Source organism: Streptomyces sp. NPDC006372, from assembly GCF_040612515.1.
Lineage (GTDB): Bacteria > Actinomycetota > Actinomycetes > Streptomycetales > Streptomycetaceae > Streptomyces.
In genome coordinates this window covers 42051-60644 of record NZ_JBEXQJ010000024.1, presented here as the reverse complement: position 1 = coordinate 60644, position 18594 = coordinate 42051, and the positions used below count along the sequence as shown (strand labels likewise).

9 protein-coding genes are annotated in these 18594 nt (G+C 74.0%); 8 read left to right on the top strand and 1 reads right to left on the bottom strand.

Going from position 1 to position 18594, the window contains the following annotated elements; all coding sequences use genetic code 11:
* Positions 1-31: 31 nt before the first annotated feature.
* A complete protein-coding gene (locus tag ABZ016_RS29025) occupies positions 32-1711 on the bottom strand; it encodes a serine/threonine-protein kinase (protein WP_356919649.1) in 1680 nt (559 codons plus the stop codon).
* A gap of 362 nt (positions 1712-2073) precedes the next feature.
* On the opposite strand from ABZ016_RS29025, the gene ABZ016_RS29020 reads away from it, so the two are divergent.
* From ABZ016_RS29020 to ABZ016_RS28985, 8 genes are all read left to right on the top strand, one after another.
* The gene (locus ABZ016_RS29020; RefSeq protein ID WP_356919718.1) at positions 2074-5964 is read left to right on the top strand and encodes an FHA domain-containing protein; all 3891 of its coding nucleotides are present in this window, start codon (positions 2074-2076) and stop codon (positions 5962-5964) included.
* Between the two features lie 208 nt (positions 5965-6172).
* Complete coding sequence (locus ABZ016_RS29015) at positions 6173-7576, top strand: ABC transporter substrate-binding protein (RefSeq protein WP_356919648.1); 1404 nt, start codon at positions 6173-6175, stop codon at positions 7574-7576.
* Between the two features lie 4 nt (positions 7577-7580).
* A complete protein-coding gene (locus ABZ016_RS29010; protein ID WP_356919647.1) occupies positions 7581-8927 on the top strand; it encodes a sugar ABC transporter permease in 1347 nt (448 codons plus the stop codon).
* Positions 8924-9781 carry a carbohydrate ABC transporter permease gene (locus ABZ016_RS29005; protein ID WP_356919646.1) on the top strand — a complete coding sequence of 286 codons (858 nt, stop codon included), beginning with the start codon at positions 8924-8926 and terminating at the stop codon, positions 9779-9781. The genes ABZ016_RS29010 and ABZ016_RS29005 overlap by 4 nt, the downstream gene beginning before the upstream one ends.
* A 142-nt stretch (positions 9782-9923) precedes the next feature.
* Positions 9924-12185 carry a bifunctional glycosyltransferase family 2 protein/CDP-glycerol:glycerophosphate glycerophosphotransferase gene (locus tag ABZ016_RS29000; protein WP_356919645.1) on the top strand — a complete coding sequence of 754 codons (2262 nt, stop codon included), beginning with the start codon at positions 9924-9926 and terminating at the stop codon, positions 12183-12185.
* Positions 12186-12339: 154 nt separating this feature from the next.
* Entirely contained in the window at positions 12340-14541 is a 2202-nt protein-coding gene (locus ABZ016_RS28995; RefSeq protein WP_356919644.1) for a CDP-glycerol glycerophosphotransferase family protein, read from the top strand.
* Positions 14542-14549: 8 nt separating this feature from the next.
* A complete protein-coding gene (locus ABZ016_RS28990) occupies positions 14550-16790 on the top strand; it encodes a bifunctional glycosyltransferase family 2 protein/CDP-glycerol:glycerophosphate glycerophosphotransferase (RefSeq protein ID WP_356919643.1) in 2241 nt (746 codons plus the stop codon).
* A complete protein-coding gene (locus tag ABZ016_RS28985; RefSeq protein WP_356919642.1) occupies positions 16787-18592 on the top strand; it encodes a hypothetical protein in 1806 nt (601 codons plus the stop codon). The genes ABZ016_RS28990 and ABZ016_RS28985 overlap by 4 nt, the downstream gene beginning before the upstream one ends.
* Positions 18593-18594 lie beyond the last annotated feature (2 nt).

Here is an 18594-nt window from a genome sequence, read left to right as displayed (position 1 = left end):
GGGTTCGGGTCGGTTCGTGCCGCAGGGCGACCTAAGCGCCCCCACCGCTGCCGAGCTTCTCGAACCAGCCCGTCACGGTGTTGAACCAGTCGGTGAGCTGGTCCCAGTAGCCCTTGCCGGTGCCGATCCACTCCTGGAGCGGGCTCAGTTCCCAGACCAGCCAGCCGGCGACGAAGAGGATGACGATCGTGAAGAGACAGCCCTTCAGGCAGCCGAGCCCGGGGATCCGCATCGGGTTGGCGCTGCGCTGTCGCGGCTGCCGGGGCTCGCGCTGGGGCCGCTGCGGCTGCTGGGGCTGGGGCGGCGGCGCGGGCGGGGCGTAGCGCTGCGGCTGCTGGGGCTGCGGCGCGTACTGCTGGGGCTGCTGCTGCGGATGGCCGTAGCCGGGTCCGGGCGGGGGCTGGTGGCCCCGCTGCGGGGGCTGCTGCTGCGGCCGGGCCACCTGGCGCTGGGGGCGGCGGCGCAGCGGGTCCTGGTTCGGGTCGAGGTACTGGACCTGCGTCTGCTCGTTGCGGTCGCGGGCCGCCCGCAGTTGGTTCTGCCACGGGTGCGGGTCCTCGTGCCCGCCGGGACCGCCCTGCTGGCCGGGGTGGCCGGGCGAGCCCGGCGGGACCGGAGGCATGACGGCGGTCGGGTCGGCCGCGCCCCGATTGGGCAGGACAGCGGTCGGGTCGGCGGCGCCGGGGGCGCCGGTCTGGTTCATGACGCTGGTCGCGGCGTTCGGGTCGTAGGAGCCTGCGCCCTGCGGGAGGACCTGGGTCGGGTCGCCCGAGCCGAAGCTGTCCGGCACGGGCGCGGGCGCCGGGTCGGGCGCCAGGAGCGCGCCCACGCCCTCGGCGGCGGCGATCTGCGCGGAGTTCGAGTGCACCCCGATGCCCTCGGCGACGACGCGCAGGCCGCGGGCGAGGTTCTCGGCGCTGGGCCGCTCGTCCGGGTTCTTGCGCAGACAGCGCTCGATGACCGTCCACAGCGGGTCGGGGACCGTGGACGGGCGGCGCGGCTCGGCGCTCAGGTGCTGGTGCAGCACCTCCAGGGCGGAGCTGCCGGCGAACGGCGGGCGGCCGGTGACCAGCTCGTACAGCAGGATGCCGGCGCCGTAGATGTCGACGGCGGAGGTCTGCGGGCGGCCCTCGGCGGACTCGGGAGCGACGTACGCGGGCGTGCCGACGAACTCCTGGGTGCGGGTCAGGCCCGGGGAGTCGGCGAGGCGTGCGATGCCGAAGTCGGTCAGCAGCGGGTGCATCTGCCCCTCGTACTGCTGGAGCAGGACGTTCGCCGGCTTCAGGTCGCGGTGGACGACGCCGTCGGCGTGGCTGGCGGCGAGCGCGTCGGCGATCTGGGCGGTGAGCAGCGCCGCGGCGACCGGGGTGAAGGGCCCGTTCTCGCGCAGGTAGCGGTGCAGGTCGGGGCCCTCGACGAGGTCCATGACCAGCGCCAGCAGATCGCCCTCGACCACCAGGTCACGGACCCGGACGATGTTGGGGTGGGTGAGCCGGAGCAGGACGGAGCGCTCCCGGAGGAACCGCATGACGACGTCCGCGTCGCTGGCCAGCTCCTCCTTGAGGACCTTGATCGCCACGGTCTCGCCGGGCTGTCCCGGTACGGCCGCCTCGGCGCCCGCGGTCTCGCGCTGGCGGGCTCGCCAGACGGTGCCCGTGGCGCCGCGTCCGAGCGGCTCCTCGAGCAGGTACTTGCTGCCTACCGGCCGCACGTCATGCGCTCCCTGGTGCTTGCCTTGCCTGCTGGCCTGTCCGACCCACTGTAGTGCCGTGCCGCTGAGGACCGGTGTGTCGGCATTCTGTGGGTCTTACGTATCCGCCCTCACAGCTGTTCGAAGCAAAGACGCTCACCTCGGTCTCCTGGTTGCCGGGAGCGGGCGTGACCGATCTCAAGTGATCGGGAGTGGGCCATCTCTCAGGCACTTTTGCGGGCAGAGCCGACCAATCAAGATCACTTGTTCCCGAGCGAGGGGCGCGCTGTCAGTGGCAGGTGCGAGGATGCCTGCAGTACTGGCCGACATGCTGGGGCGGGGTGGGGGACTCCGCGCCTGAGCAGAAGGGACCGCTGACGGCGATGCAGATCCGGCTGACCGTCGTAGACCCACTGGGCCCGTCGGTGCCGGGGCGGGACGCCGCCCCACGCAGCGACGTGCTGGTCACGGCGCCCGCCGGCACGGCGCTCGCGGCGGTGGCCTCGGCACTCGCGCAGGTGGTCTCCGGCGGCGACGGCTCGGGCACCCCCGTGCTGTACGCCGGCGAGCAGCGGCTGGACGCCCAGCGGTGCACGCTCGGCGAGCCCCCGCTGACCGACGGCGCCGTGCTCTCCGTGGGCGCGCCGGGCGAGCCTGAGCCGCATCCGGAGCTGGCGGACGCCCCGGCCCAGCTCCAGGTGGTCGCCGGTCCCGACGCCGGCGGGGTGCATCTGCTGCACGGCGGGGAGATCCGCATCGGCCGCTCCGCCGACGCCGACGTACCGCTGGACGACCCGGATGTCTCGCGGCTGCACTGCGCGGTGACGGTGAGCGCCGACGGCCGCGTCTCGGTCGCCGACCTGGACTCCACGAACGGCACCACGCTGGACGGCACCCGTGTGGGTGGCCGCCAGGTCCGTTTCGCGCCCGGGGCGCTGCTGCGGATCGGCGAGTCGGCCCTGCGGCTGGCTCCCCCCGGAGGACCCGGCGGCCGGGTGGAGACGACGCCGGACGGAGAGGGGCACGTGCGCGTGCCGGGGCCCGTCGGCGGCCCGGGGCCGGACGCGCGCGTGCCGGACCCGGCGGCCCCTGCCGGTCCTTCCGGGCCCACCCGTCAGACGTACGGCTCGGTGGCCTGGGGCACGCAGGGGCCCGCGGGGCGCGGCGCCGGCGACCCGGCCGTGGTTCCCGGGCAGGGCGGGGCACCCCGGGTCGAGAGCACAGGCGGGCCGGCGGCCGCGGAGGCTTCGTGGCCGGGGGCCGGCGAGGGCGGGCGGCGCGGGCCGGACGTGACGCCGGGCCAGGGCGGCCCGGGCTCCGTCGACGCGGCCGCGGGCTCCCCGCGTCCCGGCGCTCCCGAAGGACCGCGCCCAGGGCCCCGTGAAGGGACGCCCGCGCTGTCGCCGGAGAGCTGGGTGCGCCCTCCCCGGCAGCGTGGTGCCGCCGGGGAATCGCCCTACGCGGACTCCCCCGACGGCGTCACGAGCGCTCCCCGGCATCCCGGGGCGGCGCGCTCCGGGCTCGGCGCCGGGGACACCCACTCGGGACGCTCCGGGATAGGCGCGTTCGACGACGGGGACGCGGACGGCTCAGGTCGGCGCGCCGGGGCGGCGGACAGCCTCGCTCCCGGTGCGGAGAGCGGACGCAAGGGCACGCCCCTCCGGGGCACCGACGTACCGCCGGGCACGCGCAGGCGGGGCGGTCTGGGGGCCTGGGCACGGCGGTTGGCCGGAGGGCGCGGCGAGCAGGGCCCGGATCCCGCGCGCGAGACGTACGAGGGCGAACCGGCCGGGGTCACGACGGAGCGGCCGGCCGTGGCGTCGGCGGCGCCGGAGACCTGGCCCGACCCGGCCGCGCTGCTGCTGACGGCGCTGGGGCCGGGCTCCCGGCTCTGGGAGCGCGGACCGGGCCACCCGGAAGCACTCGCGGTGCGCCTCGGTACGGCCGACCGTGCGGCGCCGGACGGCTCGGGCCTGCTGCCCGCGGTGCCGGTGACCGCCGGGCTGCTCGAGGTCGGTGCGCTGGGGCTGGCCGGACCGCGAGGACGGCTCGCCGGGCTGGCCCGTGCCGTGCTGGCGCAGCTCGCCGCACTGCACTCCCCCGACACGCTGGAGATCGTCCTGATCGCCGCGGACCGCTCCCGCTCCCTGGAGGAGCGCACCGCCGAGTGGTCCTGGCTGGGCTGGCTGCCGCATGTGCGTCCCGGGCACGGCCAGGACTGCCGGCTGCTCCTCGCCCACGACCGTGAACAGGCCGCGGCCCGCACCGACGAGCTCCTGCGCCGCCTGGACGACCAGCTGGCCGACGCGGGGGCGGGGCACAGCGCGGCAGGGGGCGGTGGCCGGCCGACAGGAGCGCCGGTCAGCGGCGCCCGGGGCGACGCCCCGGCCACTGGCACCACAGCCACCGGCGTCCCACCGGCCGGTGCTCCGGGCCCGCACGCCCACGGGAGCGACGGCCCGCTGGCGGACGCCCAGAGCGGCAGTGCCTTCCGGCCCCAGCACTCAGGGTCCGGCACCCGCGCCACCAGCGCCCCGCCGCTCCACGGCTCGAACACCACCGTTCCCCTGCCCCCCGGCAGCGAGCCGCTCCAGGCCCACTCCGGGGCGGCGGCCCGCCGCCCCTCCTGGGCCAAGGACGTCCCCGGCACGGACGCGGCGGACGGCTTCCCCGGCCCGTACACCGTCGTGGTCGTGGACGGCGACCCCGGTGGCGCCGACCTGCGCGAGGCCGTGGCACGGCTCGCGCTGGAGGGTCCCCGGGCCGGGATCCACGTCGTCTGCCTGGCCGAGGCGGCCGCCGCCTCCCCGGCCTCGCCGGTGACGGAGACGTACGAGGCCGCCTGCTCGGCGTCGCCGACGTTCCGGCAGTGCGGTGCGGTCGCGCTGCTCAGCGGGGACGTGGCGACGGCACTGCGGCTGATGCGCGTGGCCCGGGCCGGCGGCGGTTCCGCACCGGCCGGGCCCGTGGGTCACGGCACCATAGCCACCGTCGACGCCGTCTCCCCCGCCTGGGCCGAGCGGTTCGCGCGGGCGCTGGCGCCGCTGCGTACGGACGGCGCGACGAGCGAGCGGCAGCCGCGTGTCTCCGCACCGCTGCCCCAGGCTGCCCGGCTGCTGGACGAGCTGGGCCTGGCCCGGGCCACCCCGGCGTCGCTGATGGCCCGCTGGGCGGACGCCGCCGACGATGCCGAGGCGCTGGGCGGGCGCGTGCGTGCGGTGCTGGGTGCCGGGCCGCGCGGGCCGGTCTCCGCGGACCTCGCGCACCAGGGACCGCATCTGCTGATCGAGGGCCCGCCGGGCAGCGGCCGTACGGAACTGCTGCGGGCGGTCGTCGCGTCCCTGGCCGCCGCCGAGCGGCCGGACCGCCTGGGCGTCGTGCTGGTCGACGGCCGGGGCGGCCCCGGCGCGGGCGGCGGGCCGGGCGACGGACTGCGCGTGTGTACGGACGTACCGCATGTCACCACCTACCTCACGGCCCACGACCCGGTCCGGATGCGGGAGTTCGCGCAGTCGCTCAGCGCCGAGCTGAAGCGGCGCGCCGAGCTGCTCGGGCGGTCCGACTTCGCCGAGTGGCACACCGGGCGCGAGCTGTCCGGCCGGATGGTCACGCAGCGCACGGCGACGGCCCGGGGCGGCGCCCAGGCCGGGACCGCCCCCGGGACCGGCGCCGCCTCGGGGGCCGGTGACCTCGACTCCGCGTCCAGTTCGACCGTGCGGCTGCGGCCCGGAGCGGCCCGGCGGCAGACGGACGCGGCGCCGCCGCTGCCCCGGCTCGTCGTGGTCGTCGACGATCTGGACGCGCTGGTGTCCCCGGCGCTCGGTTCGACCGGACGGCCCGCGGCCGGGTCGGTGATGCGCGCGCTGGAGGCCGTGGCCCGGGAGGGCGAGCGGCTGGGCGTCCACATGGTGGCGGCCACCGGCCCGTGCGCCCGTACGGCGGAGACGGAACCGGCCCGCCGGGCCACCCTGCGCGTGACCCTCGAAGCTCCGGTGCCGGGTCCCGACGAGCCCGCCCCGGGCCGTGGACGCCTGGAGCAGGCTGACGGGCGGAGCACCCCGTTCCAGGGCGGGCGCGTCACCGGGCGCATCCCCCGGACGGCGACCCTGCGCCCCACGGTCGTGCCCCTCGAATGGCACCGCATGGGTGACCCTCCGGCCCGGCGTCCGGTGCGGGAGCTGGGAAACGGCCCGACCGACCTGGCACTGTTGGCCAGCGCGCTGGAAAGGGCGGCACGGGAGGTCGCGGCGGCGAAGGTGCCGTCACTTCTGTAGCACTGGTCCGTGGCACGGTTCCGTGGCACTGGCCGGATGCCGACCCCGTCCGTCGGCCGGGGACGAGCGCCCTGGTCACGACGGGGTCACGATCCCCCGCTTGACAGCCGACGCCATCTTGCCGCCCCCGCACACCCGGCGTAGACCAGATCGCACGGGAGCGCGCTCGACGTTCGACGAGGGAACGAAGAACGGGGCAGTCATGCGTATGACGAGCACCATCCGCACACTCTGGTCGCCGCCGCGAAACCAGGCGACCCCCCAGAGCCGCAGAGCCACCAGGGCAGCCGCCGCCGTCGCCGCGGGAGCGCTCGCGCTCTCGCTCACCGCCTGCGGAGGCTCCGACGACAACAACACCAAAAGCTCGGCCACCACCGAGGAGGCCACCGACCAGGTCACCCTGCCGAAACTGGACGGGACGAACCTGGAGGTCGCCGCCGTGTGGACCGGCACCGAACAGGCCAACTTCAAGAAGGTCCTGCAGGAGTTCGAGAAGCGCACGGGCGCCAAGGTGACGTTCGTGCCCGCGCAGGACCCGATCATCAACTTCATCGGCTCGAAGGTGGCCGGCGGGCAGCCGCCGGACATCGCGATGCTGCCGCAGCCCGGCGCCATCAAGCAGGCCGTCGACAAGGGCTGGGCCAAGCAGCTGGGCTCCGACGCCGTCAAGGAGCTCGGCGAGAACTACTCGCAGGGCTGGCAGGACATCGGCAAGGTGGGCGGCAAGCCGTACGGCGTGTACTACAAGGCCGCCAACAAGTCCCTGATCTGGTACAACAACCAGGTCTTCGAGAACGCGGGGGCCAGTGAGCCCGAGACCTGGCCGGACCTGCTGGGCACCGCGCAGACGGTCTTCGACTCCGGCGTCACCCCGTTCTCCATCGGCGCGGCCGAGGGCTGGACCCTGACCGACTGGTTCGAGAACGTCTACCTCTCCCAGGCCGGCCCGGAGAAGTACGACCAGCTGGCCAAGCACGAGATCAAGTGGACGGACCCGTCCGTGAAGAAGGCGCTGACCACCCTCGCGCAGGTCTGGGGCAAGCCCGACTGGATCGCGGGCGGGGCGAAGGGGGCGTTGCAGACCGACTTCCCGACCTCCGTCACGCAGGTCTTCACCGGCGGGGACCAGCCCAAGGCGGCCATGGTCGCCGCGGGTGACTTCGCGCAGGTCAACGTCCCCAAGAGCATGAAGATCGGTACGGACGCGAAGGTGTTCCCCTTCCCGGCCGTGGGTGACCAGGGCCCGGTGGTCTCGGGCGGCGACGCGGCCGTGATCCTGAAGGACTCGAAGGGGTCCCAGGCCCTGGCCACCTGGCTCGCCTCCCCGGACGCGGCGACGATCCAGGCCAAGCTGGGCGGCTATCTGTCGCCGAACAAGAACGTGCCGAACTCCGCGTACCCGAACGCGGTGCAGCAGAAGATCGCCAAGGCGCTCATCGACGCCGGTGACGACTTCCGCTTCGACATGTCCGACCAGGCCCCGCAGGCCTTCGGCGGTACGCCCGGCAAGGGCGAGTGGAAGATCCTCCAGGACTTCCTGAAGAACCCGAAGGACATCGCGGGCACCCAGGCGAAGCTGGAGGCCGAAGCGGCCGCGGCCTACGGGAACTGACGTCATGACGTCGGCCACGGCGGCAGGGGGCACCGAGCCCCCTGCCGCTCCCAAGTCGCGCAAGAGTGTGACCGGCACCCGCAGGACCGTCGCGGCGCTGTTCCTGCTGCCCGCGCTCGTCCTGCTCGGCGCGCTCGTGGTCTACCCGATCGGGTACTCGGTCGTGCGCAGCTTCTACGACCAGTCCGGCGACGGCTTCGCCGGAATAGACAACTACAAGGCCCTCTTCACCGACGAGGGCATCCGCACCGCGCTGAAGAACAACATCATCTGGGTGGTGTTCGCGCCCACGGTGGCGACGGCGCTCGGCCTGATCTTCGCGGTGCTGACCGAACGGGTGCGTTGGGGCACCGCCTTCAAGCTGGTCGTCTTCATGCCGATGGCGATCTCCATGCTGGCGGCGGGCATCATCTTCCGCCTGGTGTACGACCAGGACCCGGACAAGGGCGTGGCGAACGCGGTGTGGGTGGGCGTGCACGACACCTTCGCCCCGTCGTCGGAGTTCCCGAAGGCCCACCCGGGCCGGAAGTCGCCCCTGGAGCCGGCCGGCGGCGGCGCGTTCATCACCAAGTCGCCCGTGCGGACGGGCGAGACCGTCTCGCTGCCCCTGGTGGGTGTGGCTCCCGACCTGATGCCCGACGACGCGAAGTCCGCCGTGGCGGCGAAGCCCGAGCCGGACAAGATCACCGGCACGACCTGGCAGGACTTCACCCGCGGCAAGGGCGTGGGCAGGCTGGGCGAGGTCGACGCCGCCGAACTGGGCTATGCGGGCATGAAGGTCGAGGCCGTGAAGGACGGCAGGGTCGTGGCGTCGGCGACGGCCGCCGGCGACGGCACCTTCACGCTCCCCGCCTCGGCCGACGGGGCCCTGCTCCGGCTCCCGGCGAGCAACTTCAAGGAGCCGTACAACGGCCTGGACTGGCTCGGCCCGGCCCTGGTCACCCCGTCCATCATCGGCTCGTACATCTGGATGTGGGCGGGCTTCGCGATGGTGCTGATCGCGGCGGGGCTCGCGGGGGTGCCGCGGGAACTGCTGGAGGCGGCCCGGGTCGACGGAGCGTCGGAATGGCAGGTGTTCAGACGGGTCACGGTGCCCTTGCTGGCGCCGGTCCTCGCGGTCGTCACCGTCACCCTGATGATCAACGTGCTGAAGATCTTCGACCTGGTCTTCATCATCGCCCCCGGCTCCTCCCAGGACGACGCGAACGTCCTCGCCCTGGAGCTGTACCGCAAGGGCTTCTCCGAGGACCAGCCGGGCATCGCCAGCGCCATCTCGGTGTTCCTGCTGCTGCTCGTGATCCCGGTGATGTGGTTCAACGTACGGCGGCTGCGGCGGGAGGGGCGGCGATGAAGGCCAAGCAGCTGGGGTCCAGGCTGGTCGAGGGGGTCAGCGGTGGGCTCGTGCGGGTGTTCCTCATCGTCGTCGGGCTGTTCTGGCTGGTGCCGACGATCGGCCTGCTGCTGTCCAGCCTGCGCTCGCCGGAGGACATCGCGGCGAGCGGCTGGTGGAAGGTGTTCACCGAGCCCTCGCAGATCACCTTCGACAGCTACCGGAAGCTGCTGGAGAACGAGGACATCACCAACTCGCTGCTGAACACGGTGTGGATCACCGTGCCGGCGACGCTGCTGGTCGTGGTCATCGGCTCGCTGGCGGGCTACGCCTTCGCCTGGATGGAGTTCCCGGGCCGGGACTGGTGGTTCCTCGCCGTCGTCGGCCTGTTGGTCGTGCCCGTGCAGGTCGCGCTGATCCCGATCGCCGAACTCTTCGGCAAGATCGGCATCTTCGGCTCCGTGCTCGGTGTGGTGCTCTTCCACGTCGGCTTCGGACTGCCGTTCGCGGTGTTCCTGCTGCGGAACTTCTTCGCGGAGATCCCGAGAGAGCTGCTGGAGGCGGCCCGACTGGACGGAGCGGGTGAACTGCGGCTGTTCCTCCGCGTCGTGATGCCCCTAGGCGGCCCGGCGATCGCCGCCCTCGGCATCTTCCAGTTCCTGTGGGTGTGGAACGACCTGCTGGTCGCGCTGATCTTCTCGGACTCCGGGAGCCAGCCGATCACCGTGGCACTCCAGACGCAGGTACGGCAGTTCGGCAACAACATCGACGTGCTGGCACCCGGCGCGTTCATCTCGATGGTGATTCCGCTGGCCGTCTTCTTCGCGTTCCAGCGGCAGTTCGTGTCCGGTGTGATGGCCGGAGCCGTGAAGTAGCCATTACCACAAGGCGATTGGCGGGGCGGGCCGACAGCGGTCCGTCCCGTCCGGGTTCCCCCGGATGCCGTAGCCACCGTAACCAAGTCGCCTCGCCGGCCGTTCCCGGGCCGAACGCCCGTGCCGACCGATGGATGGCCTCTTGCCCAGGTTCAGTGTCATTGTCCCCGCGTACCAGGTTCAGGCGTACCTGCACGAGTGCCTCGAATCGGTGCTCTCCCAATCGTGTCCCGATCTGGAACTGATCGTCGTCGACGACTGCTCGCCGGACGCGTGCGGCGCGATCATCGACGAGTTCGCCGCCCGCGACGCACGGGTCCGGGCCGTCCACCTGCCGGAGAACGTCGGCCTCGGCCCCGCCCGCAACGCCGGTGCCGCGCACGCGAGCGGCGACTACCTGCTGTTCCTCGACAGTGACGACACCCTCACGCCCGACGCGCTGCGGTCGATCACGGACCGGCTGAAGGAGACGGGCGATCCGGACGTCCTGGTCTTCGACTACGCGCGCACCCACTGGACGGGCGAGGCGGTCCGCAACCAGGCGGCCCTCCACCTCACCGAGCAGGGCCCGGCGCCGTTCCGTCTGGAGGACCGGCCGGGGCTGCTGCGGCTGCTGATGGTCGCCTGGAACAAGGCCTACCGGCGGGACTTCGTCGAGCGGAATGGCTTCGCCTTCCCGCCGGGGTACTACGAGGACACACCGTGGACGTACCCGGTGCTGATGACCGCGGAGTCGATCGCGACCCTGGACCGGGTCTGCGTGCACTACCGGCAGCGCCGGCAGGGCAGCATCCTGCGCACCACCAGCGAGCGGCACTTCGACGTCTTCGAGCAGTACGACCGGCTCTTCGCGTACCTCGACGAGCGCCCCGAACTGGCCAGGTGGCGACCGGCGCTGTTCCGCCGCATGGTTCATCACCTGGCGATCGTGTACTCCCGGCGGGACCGGCTGCCCCGCGGTTCGCACGCGGACTTCCTGCGCCGGGCCCGCGGCCACTACCGCCGCTACCGCACCCCGGGCGCCCCGCTCCCCCTGCGCGCCCGGGTGCACCACACCCTGATCCGCTTCGGCCTGCACCGCACCTACCGCACGCTCCGGCTGGCCTCGGCCCTGCACCGAGGGGCGGCCCGGTCGGCCGGGCGGCTGCTGCGGGAGCTCAGGTCCGCCGTGCTCGGGGTGCACTACCACCTCCAGCGCTGTCTGCCGCTGCGCGCCGACCGGGCCGTCTTCGCCGCCTACGACGGCCGCGGCCACAGCTGCAACCCGGGCGCGCTGGAGTCCGCGTTCCGCGATCTCGCCCCGCACATCCGCACGGCGTGGATCGCCCGTCCCGAGCACCATCACGCGACGCCGCCGGGCCCGCGCCGCATCGTCCCCGGCACGGCCGCCTACTGGACGGCGCTCGCCCGCTCCCGGTACCTGGTCAGCAACACCGACTTCGACCACCGGCTGGCCAAGCGCCGGGGCCAGGTCCTGATCCAGACCGGACACGGCACCCCGCTGGGCCACATCGGCCTGGACCTCCAGGAGCGCCCGGCGGCAGCCCGCGGCAGGGACTTCGCGCGGCTGCTCAAGGGCGTTGACCAGTGGGACTACGTCCTGTCCGCCAACCGCCACACCACGCTGACCCACGAGCGGGTCCACCCCGGCCGCTACACCACGCTCGAGTACGGCTACCCCCGCAACGACGTGTTCCGCACGGCGACCGCGGCCGACGTGACCCGGCTGCGTGCCTCGCTCAGCATCCCCGAGGGGACGGTGGCGATCCTGTACGCGCCGACCCACCGCGACTACCGCCGGTCCCAGCGCCACTGCCTCGACCTCCAGCGGATCGTGCGCCGCCTGGGCCCACGCTTCGTCGTGCTGGCCCGCGCCCACCACTCCTACGGGGCCCCGCTGACCAGCACCTGCGGCAGGGTCGTCGACGTCAGCGACCACCCGCGCGTGGAGGCGCTGTGCCTGGCCTCGGACGCCCTGGTCACGGACTACTCGTCGCTGATGTTCGACTACGCCAACCTGGACCGGCCGATCGTGGTCCTCGCCGACGACTGGGAGGCGTACGACGCGGCTCGCGGCACCTACTTCGACCTGCGGTCCTTCCCGCCGGGCGCGGTCGCGCGCGGCGAGGACGAGCTGATCGACATCTTCGCCACCGGCCACTGGCGCGGCTCCCGCTCGACGCAGCTGCGTGCGGCGTTCCGCGAGCGGTTCTGCACGTACGACGACGGCCGGGCCGCCGAGCGGGTGGTACGCCGGGTCGTCCTCGGAGAGTCGGAGCTGCCGCCGGTCCTGCCGCTCGACGCCCGCTGTCCGGTGCCGTCGGCGGCGGCCTCGCTGGCGCGCCTGCCGCTCACCACGGTGCCGCAGCCGGCCGGTCCCGCGTCCGTCGCCGACCGCCTCTGAACACGTTCCGCAGCTTGGGGAGCCCGCATGCCCTCCAGCCCGTCGCGGCCGACACCCAGCCGGCCGCCCGCCTGGCGCCCGTCGGGACGGCCGGGACGCCGTGGCGGCGCCTGACAGCGACCCCGCTTCCGCAGAACCCGACAGAAAGAGCAGAATGCCCCGCTTCAGCATCGTCGTCCCGTCCCATGGGGTCGCAGGCCGGCTGTCCCTGGCACTGGACTCGGTCCTCGCCCAGTCCTTCGGCGACTTCGAGCTGATCCCGGTGTGCGACGCACCCGGCTCACCCGCGGCGGACGTCGTCGCCGGGTACGCGGAGCGGGACTCCCGGGTGACGCCGGTGGACTCCCCGCCGTCGGCGGGTCTGGCCGGGGCGCGCAACGCCGGGCTGCGGGCGGCGGTCGGCGGGCATGTGCTGTTCCTCGACGGCGACGACGTCCTGGTCCCGGGGGCACTGGCGGCGCTGGACGCCCGGCTGGGCGACACCGGCGACGTGGACGTCCTGTACGTCGAGCACGAGCGCGTCCCGTGGTGGGAGGGCGAGCCCGGCAACCCGGCCGCACCGCTGCTGGCCGACGCGCCGGACGGGGCCTTCTCCCCCGACCGGGCCCCACGGCTGACGGGCGTGGCCCTGCCCGCGTGGAGCGCGGTGTACCGCAGGGCCTTCCTCACCGAGCAGGACTTCACCTTCCCCGGGGACCACTTCACCGACGTCGGGTTCGGTGGGCTGGTCGCCCTGCGGGCGGAGCGGGTGGCGGTCCTGCGCTCGGTCGTCGTACGGCACCTGCTGCGCCGCCAGGGCAACCGGCTGGGCCTGCCCGGGAAACACCACGCCGAGCTGCTCGACCAGGCCGAGCTGGTGCTGACGCGGGCCGGGGAACAGGGGCTGGCGCCGGAGCGGCTGAAGCCGCTGTTCGAGCAGCTCTTCGCCGCCGTGCTGAAGACGGCCGCCCGTCCCCGGCGGCTGCCGGCCGGACACCGGGCCTTCTTCCACCGGGCGAGCGGGCTGTACCGGCGGCACCGCCCGGCCGGCTACCGGCCGCCCGGCGGCAGCCTCGGCGTCCAGCACCGGCTGCTGGCGGCCGGCTCCTACACGGCGTTCCGCACGCTGCGGGCCGCCAACCGCGGGGCGCTGCGGGCCGCCGCGCTGCTCCCCCGGCCCCGGGGGCTGCGCACCCGGCTGTGGTACGCGGTGCACCTGCGCCGTCCCCTCGACCGGAACCTGGTCGTGTACTGCGCGTACTGGGGCCGCGGCTACGCCTGCAACCCGGCCGCGATCCACGCCAGGGCCCGCGAGCTCGCCCCGCACCTGCGCTCGGTGTTCCTGGTGGAGCCGGACGCGGTGGACAGCATGCCGAAGGGCGTGGAGTACGCGGTGGTCGGCAGCCGGAAGTATTGGGAGGTGCTGGCGCGCGCCAAGTACCTCGTCAACAACGCCAACTTCGCGGACGCCGTCGTCAAGCGCCCCGGCAGCGTGCACCTCCAGACCCAGCACGGCACCCCGCTGAAGAGGATGGGCACCGACCAGGCGACGTATCCCGTGGTGGCCGCGGCGACCGGGAGCTTCGCCGGGCTGCTGGCCCGGATCGACCGCTGGGACTACAACCTCACCTCCAACCGGCACTCCACCCAGACGTGGGAGCGGGCGTTCCCCGGGGCGCACGAGATCCTCGAGTACGGCTATCCGCGCAACGACGTCTATTACACGGCGTCCGCCGACGACGTCGCGCGCGTGCGTCGCGAGCTGGGCGTCCCCGAGGGCAAGAAGGCCCTGCTCTACGCGCCCACGCACCGCGATTACGCCACCGGCTTCGCGCCGGGCCTGGACCTGGCGGAGTTCTGCGAGGCGATCGGCGACGACTACGTGGTCCTGCTGCGCGCCCACTACTTCTACGACCAGGGGGCGAGCCGGGGCGGCGGGCGGATCATCGACGTCACCGGGCACCGCTCGTCGGAGGACGTGTGCCTGGCCGCGGACGCGCTGATCACCGACTACTCGTCGATCATGTTCGACTACGCCAACCTGGACCGGCCGATCGTCGTGTACGCCGACGACTGGGACGTCTACCGGGAGACCCGGGGCGTCTGCTTCGACCTGATGCGGCTTCCGCCGGGCCGGGTCGCCCGTACGCCCGGGGAGTTGGCGGCCGTGTTCCGCGACGGCACCTGGGCGGACGAGTCCGCCGCCGCTCTGCGCGCCGCGTTCCGGGAGCGCTTCTGCCAGTTCGACGACGGGCGGGCCGCCGAGCGCGTCGTACGCCGGGTGCTGCTGGGGGAGCCGCCCGAGTCGATCCCGCCCGTGGTCCCGCTCGCGGAGCGCGTCCCGGCGCCCGCCGCCGCCACCCTCGTGAGGAGCTGACCGAAGAAGTGCCCCGCTTCAGCATCATCGTCCCCGTCTACAAGGTGCAGGGCTTCCTGCGCGAGTGTCTCGACTCGGTGCTCGGTCAGTCCTACGACGACTTCGAGGTGATCGCCGTGGACGACCGTTCGCCGGACGGCAGCGGCGCGATCTGCGACGAGTACGCGGCCCTCGACCCCCGGGTGCGGGTGCTGCATCTGCCCGAGAACGTCGGTCTGGGCCGGGCCCGCAACGCCGGGCTGGCGCAGGCGGCCGGGGACTACGTCCTGTTCCTCGACAGCGACGACCACTACACGCCGGGCCTGCTGGCGGCCGTCGCCGCACGGCTGGAGACGACCGGCGACCCGGACGTGCTGGTCTTCGACCACGTGCGTAGCCACTGGTGGGGCCGGGGCGGGCGCAGTGAGGCGGCGGACCTGCTGGCCGCGGCGGGCCTGGAGACGTTCACCGTCCGGGAGAGCCCCCAGTACCTGAACCTGTTCCTGGTCGCGTGGAACAAGGCGTACCGGCGGTCGTTCTTCCAGGGGCACGGACTGGCGTACGCGCCGGGTCTGTACGAGGACGCGCCGGTCACCTACCGGTCGATGGTGCTGGCCGGCCGGATCGCCTGTCTGGACCGGATCGGGGTCGAGTACCGGCAGCGGCGGCAGGGCGCGATCACCAGGACGCCCGGGCGCCGGCACTTCGACATCTTCCCGCAGTACGAGGGGCTGTTCGCGTTCCTGGAGCAGCGCCCCGACCTGGACTGGGCACGGCCTCTGCTGCTGGAGCGGGCGCTGGACCACATGCTGTTCGTGCTGGCCCGGGAGGACCGGGTGCGGCCCGCGGACCGGGGTGACTTCTACCGCGAGATCCGTTCCTTCCACCGCCGTCACCTCCCGGAGGGCGGCTTCCCGGAGCCGGACGGCTGGCGCGGGATGGAGATGCGGCTGCTGGCCTCGGCGCCCTACGCGTCGTACGCGGCGGTGCGCGGGCTGCGGGACCTGCGTGCGACCGCCCTGGCCGGGAAGCGGCGGGTGGCGCGGAAGGCGTCCGAGACCGCACAACGCACCTGGTACGCGGCCCGGTCGAAGCGCCCCCTCGACCCGCACCTCGCCGTCTACTCCACCACCCACCACCGGGGCGTCCGGGGCGACCCGGCCGCGATCCACGCCAAGGCCCGTGAACTCGCCCCGCACATCCGGGGCGTGTGGGTGGTCCGGGAGGACGCGGTCGACGCGCTGCCGCCCGGCACCGACCACGTGACGCCCGGCTCGCGCCGCTACCACGAGGTCATGGCACGGGCCACGTACTGGGTGAACGACGTCAACTGGCCGGGCACCCTGGCCAAGCGGCCCGGCAGCGTCCACATCCACACCCACCAGGGCACCCCGCTCAAGTACATGGGCGCCGACCTGCTGACCAAGCCGGGCGCCCGGCACGGCTTCGACGTCCCGCAGATGCTGCGCCGCGCCGACCGCTGGGACTACAGCCTGGTCGCGGGGCGGCACGCGGAGCGGGCCTGGGCGCGGGCGTACCCGTGCCACTTCACCTCGCTGCGGACCGGCAGCCCGCGCAACGACGTGCTGGTCGGCGCCGGTGCGGAGCGGGGCCCGGCGGTGCGCGAGCGGCTCGGGATCCCGGCCGGTGACACGGTCGTGCTGTACGCGCCGACCCGCCGGGACTACCGGCGCGGCGGTCACGTCGACCGGATCGACCTGGCCCGGTTCGCGGCGGACCTCGGCTCCGGCCACACGCTGGTGGTGCGGCTGCACCCCTCGCTGGCCGGGGGTGTGGCGCGCGGCCTCGGCCTGGCGGACCTGCACCGGCGCGGGGTGCTGGTGGACGCGACCGACGAGCCGCACGTGGAGGACGTGATGTTCGCCTCCGACGTGCTGGTCACCGACTACTCCGCCCTGATGTTCGACTACGTCCTCCTCGACCGGCCGGTGGTGGTCCACGCCGACGACTGGGGCGCGTTCGCGGCGAGCCGGGGCGCCTACTTCGACATCACGGCCGACGCGCCCGGGCACGTGTCTCGCTCGTACCGGGAGCTCAACTGGCTGTTCGCGTCCGGCACCTGGCAGGACGCGGAGTCGGGGCGGCTGCGGGCGGGCTTCCGGGAGCGGTACTGCGAGTTCGAGGACGGGCAGGCCGCCGAACGGGTCGTACGGCTGGTGATGCTGGGCGAGCGGGGCGGTGTGCTGCTGCCCGCTGCCCGCAGGCCACCCGCCGTCGCCGCGCGGTCCGAGGCGCTGATCGAGGGATGACGGCACCCGCCACCCCTGAGGCCCTCCCCTCCCTGCCCGCCCGGCGGGGCTCCTCGGCCCGGCCGTCGGCCCCCGCCGGGCGGCCGCGGCCGGTGCGGTGGTGGCACGCGGCCCTGGTCGCGGCGCCCACCGCGGCCCTGTTCGCGCTGGGCTACCGGCGCCGCTGGATCTGTGACGACGGGCTGATCTACCTGCGTCCGGTCCGGCAGATCCTGGCGGGCAACGGGCCCGTGTTCAACGTGGGGGAACGGGCGGAGAGCTCCACCGGCACCCTGTGGCAGTGGCTGCTCGCCCTCGGCACCTGGGTGACCGGAGAGGATCCGGCGTTCCTCGCGGTCGGGCTGGGGCTGCTGCTGAGCACCGCCGGGTTCGGGTTCGCGCTGTACGCCACGGGCCGGCTGCACCGCGGTGCGGGGCTGCTTGTCCCGGCGGGGGTGTTCGTGCTGCTGGCGGTGCCGCCGTTCTGGACGTACATGACCTCGGGTCTGGAGAGCGGCCTCGGCGCCTTCTGGACCGGCCTGTCGTGGTGGCTGCTGACGCGCACCCGGCGGGGTCAGGGAGCCCGGGAGACGTACCTGGCCGCCTTCGTGTTCGGGCTGGGCCCGCTGGTCCGGCCCGATCTCGCGGTGGTCACGGGGTGCTTCCTGGCGGCGCAGTGGTGGGTGCTGCGGCCCTGCCGGCGGGGCGTCGCCGCGGTGCTGGCCTCGGCCGGGGCGCTGCCGCTGGCGTACGAGGTCTTCCGGGCGGGGTACTACGGGATCCTGGTGCCGCTGCCCGCCATCGCCAAGGAGGCGGGCGCCAGCGACTGGAGCCGGGGCGCCGGTTACGTGCAGGAGACGTTCGGACCTTACTGGCTGTGGCCTGTCGTGCCCGTGCTGGGCGCGCTGGTGGTGCTGCTGGTGCGGCGCACCGGTCGGCAGCGGCGGATGCGTGCCCCGGGCCGGGCCTCGCTCGCGGTGCTGCTGGCGCCGCTCGCGGCGGGCCTGCTGCTGGCCGGGTACGTCGTCCGCGTCGGCGGTGACTACATGCACGCCCGCATGATCCTGCCCGCCCTCCTGCTGCTGCTCCTGCCGGTGCTGGTGGTTCCCGCGACCAGGTTCACGAGCGTGGCGGGTGCGCTGCTGGTGGTGTGGCTGTGCGCGGCGGTCAGTCCCCTGCGGGCGCCGTTCGACGTGCGCGGCAGCGCGACGACCTTCAATGTGCGCAGCTCCGACGTGGAAGGGCTCGGTGACCACAACCCGGTGCGCACCGTGACCTGGGTGGCCGACTGGCCGGCCCTGCCGGAGGGGCGGGGCATGCTCGCCCGGGCCGCGCGGGCGCCCCGGCCGACGCTGCTGTACTTCGACGCGCGGCGCCGGCTGCACGCCACTCCCATGCGGGGAGACGCGCCGTACCACGTGGTGATCGTGGGACGCCATCTCGGTGTCACGGGGGCCGCCGCGCCGCTCGACGCCTACGTCAACGACGCCTGGGGGCTGGCCAGCCCCGTCGGCGCGCATCTCGCGCTGGAGCGGTGGAGCTGGCCCGGGCACGAGAAGTTCCTGCGCAACCACTGGGTCTTCGCGGAGTGGGCGGTCGAGTCCCCGTCGCGGCCCGACCTGCTGCGGGCGGGGACCTCGCGGGAGGCGGTCGGGGCGGCCCGGGCCGCGCTGGGCTGCGGTGCGCTGGCCGAGCTGACGGAGTCGGCGCGTGCCCCGCTCACCGCCGGCCGGTTCTGGGACAACCTCACGGGGTCCTTCGAACGGACCCGGTTCCGGTTCGCGCGCTGGCCGGCCGCGGCGGAGCGGGCGCTGTGCGACTGACG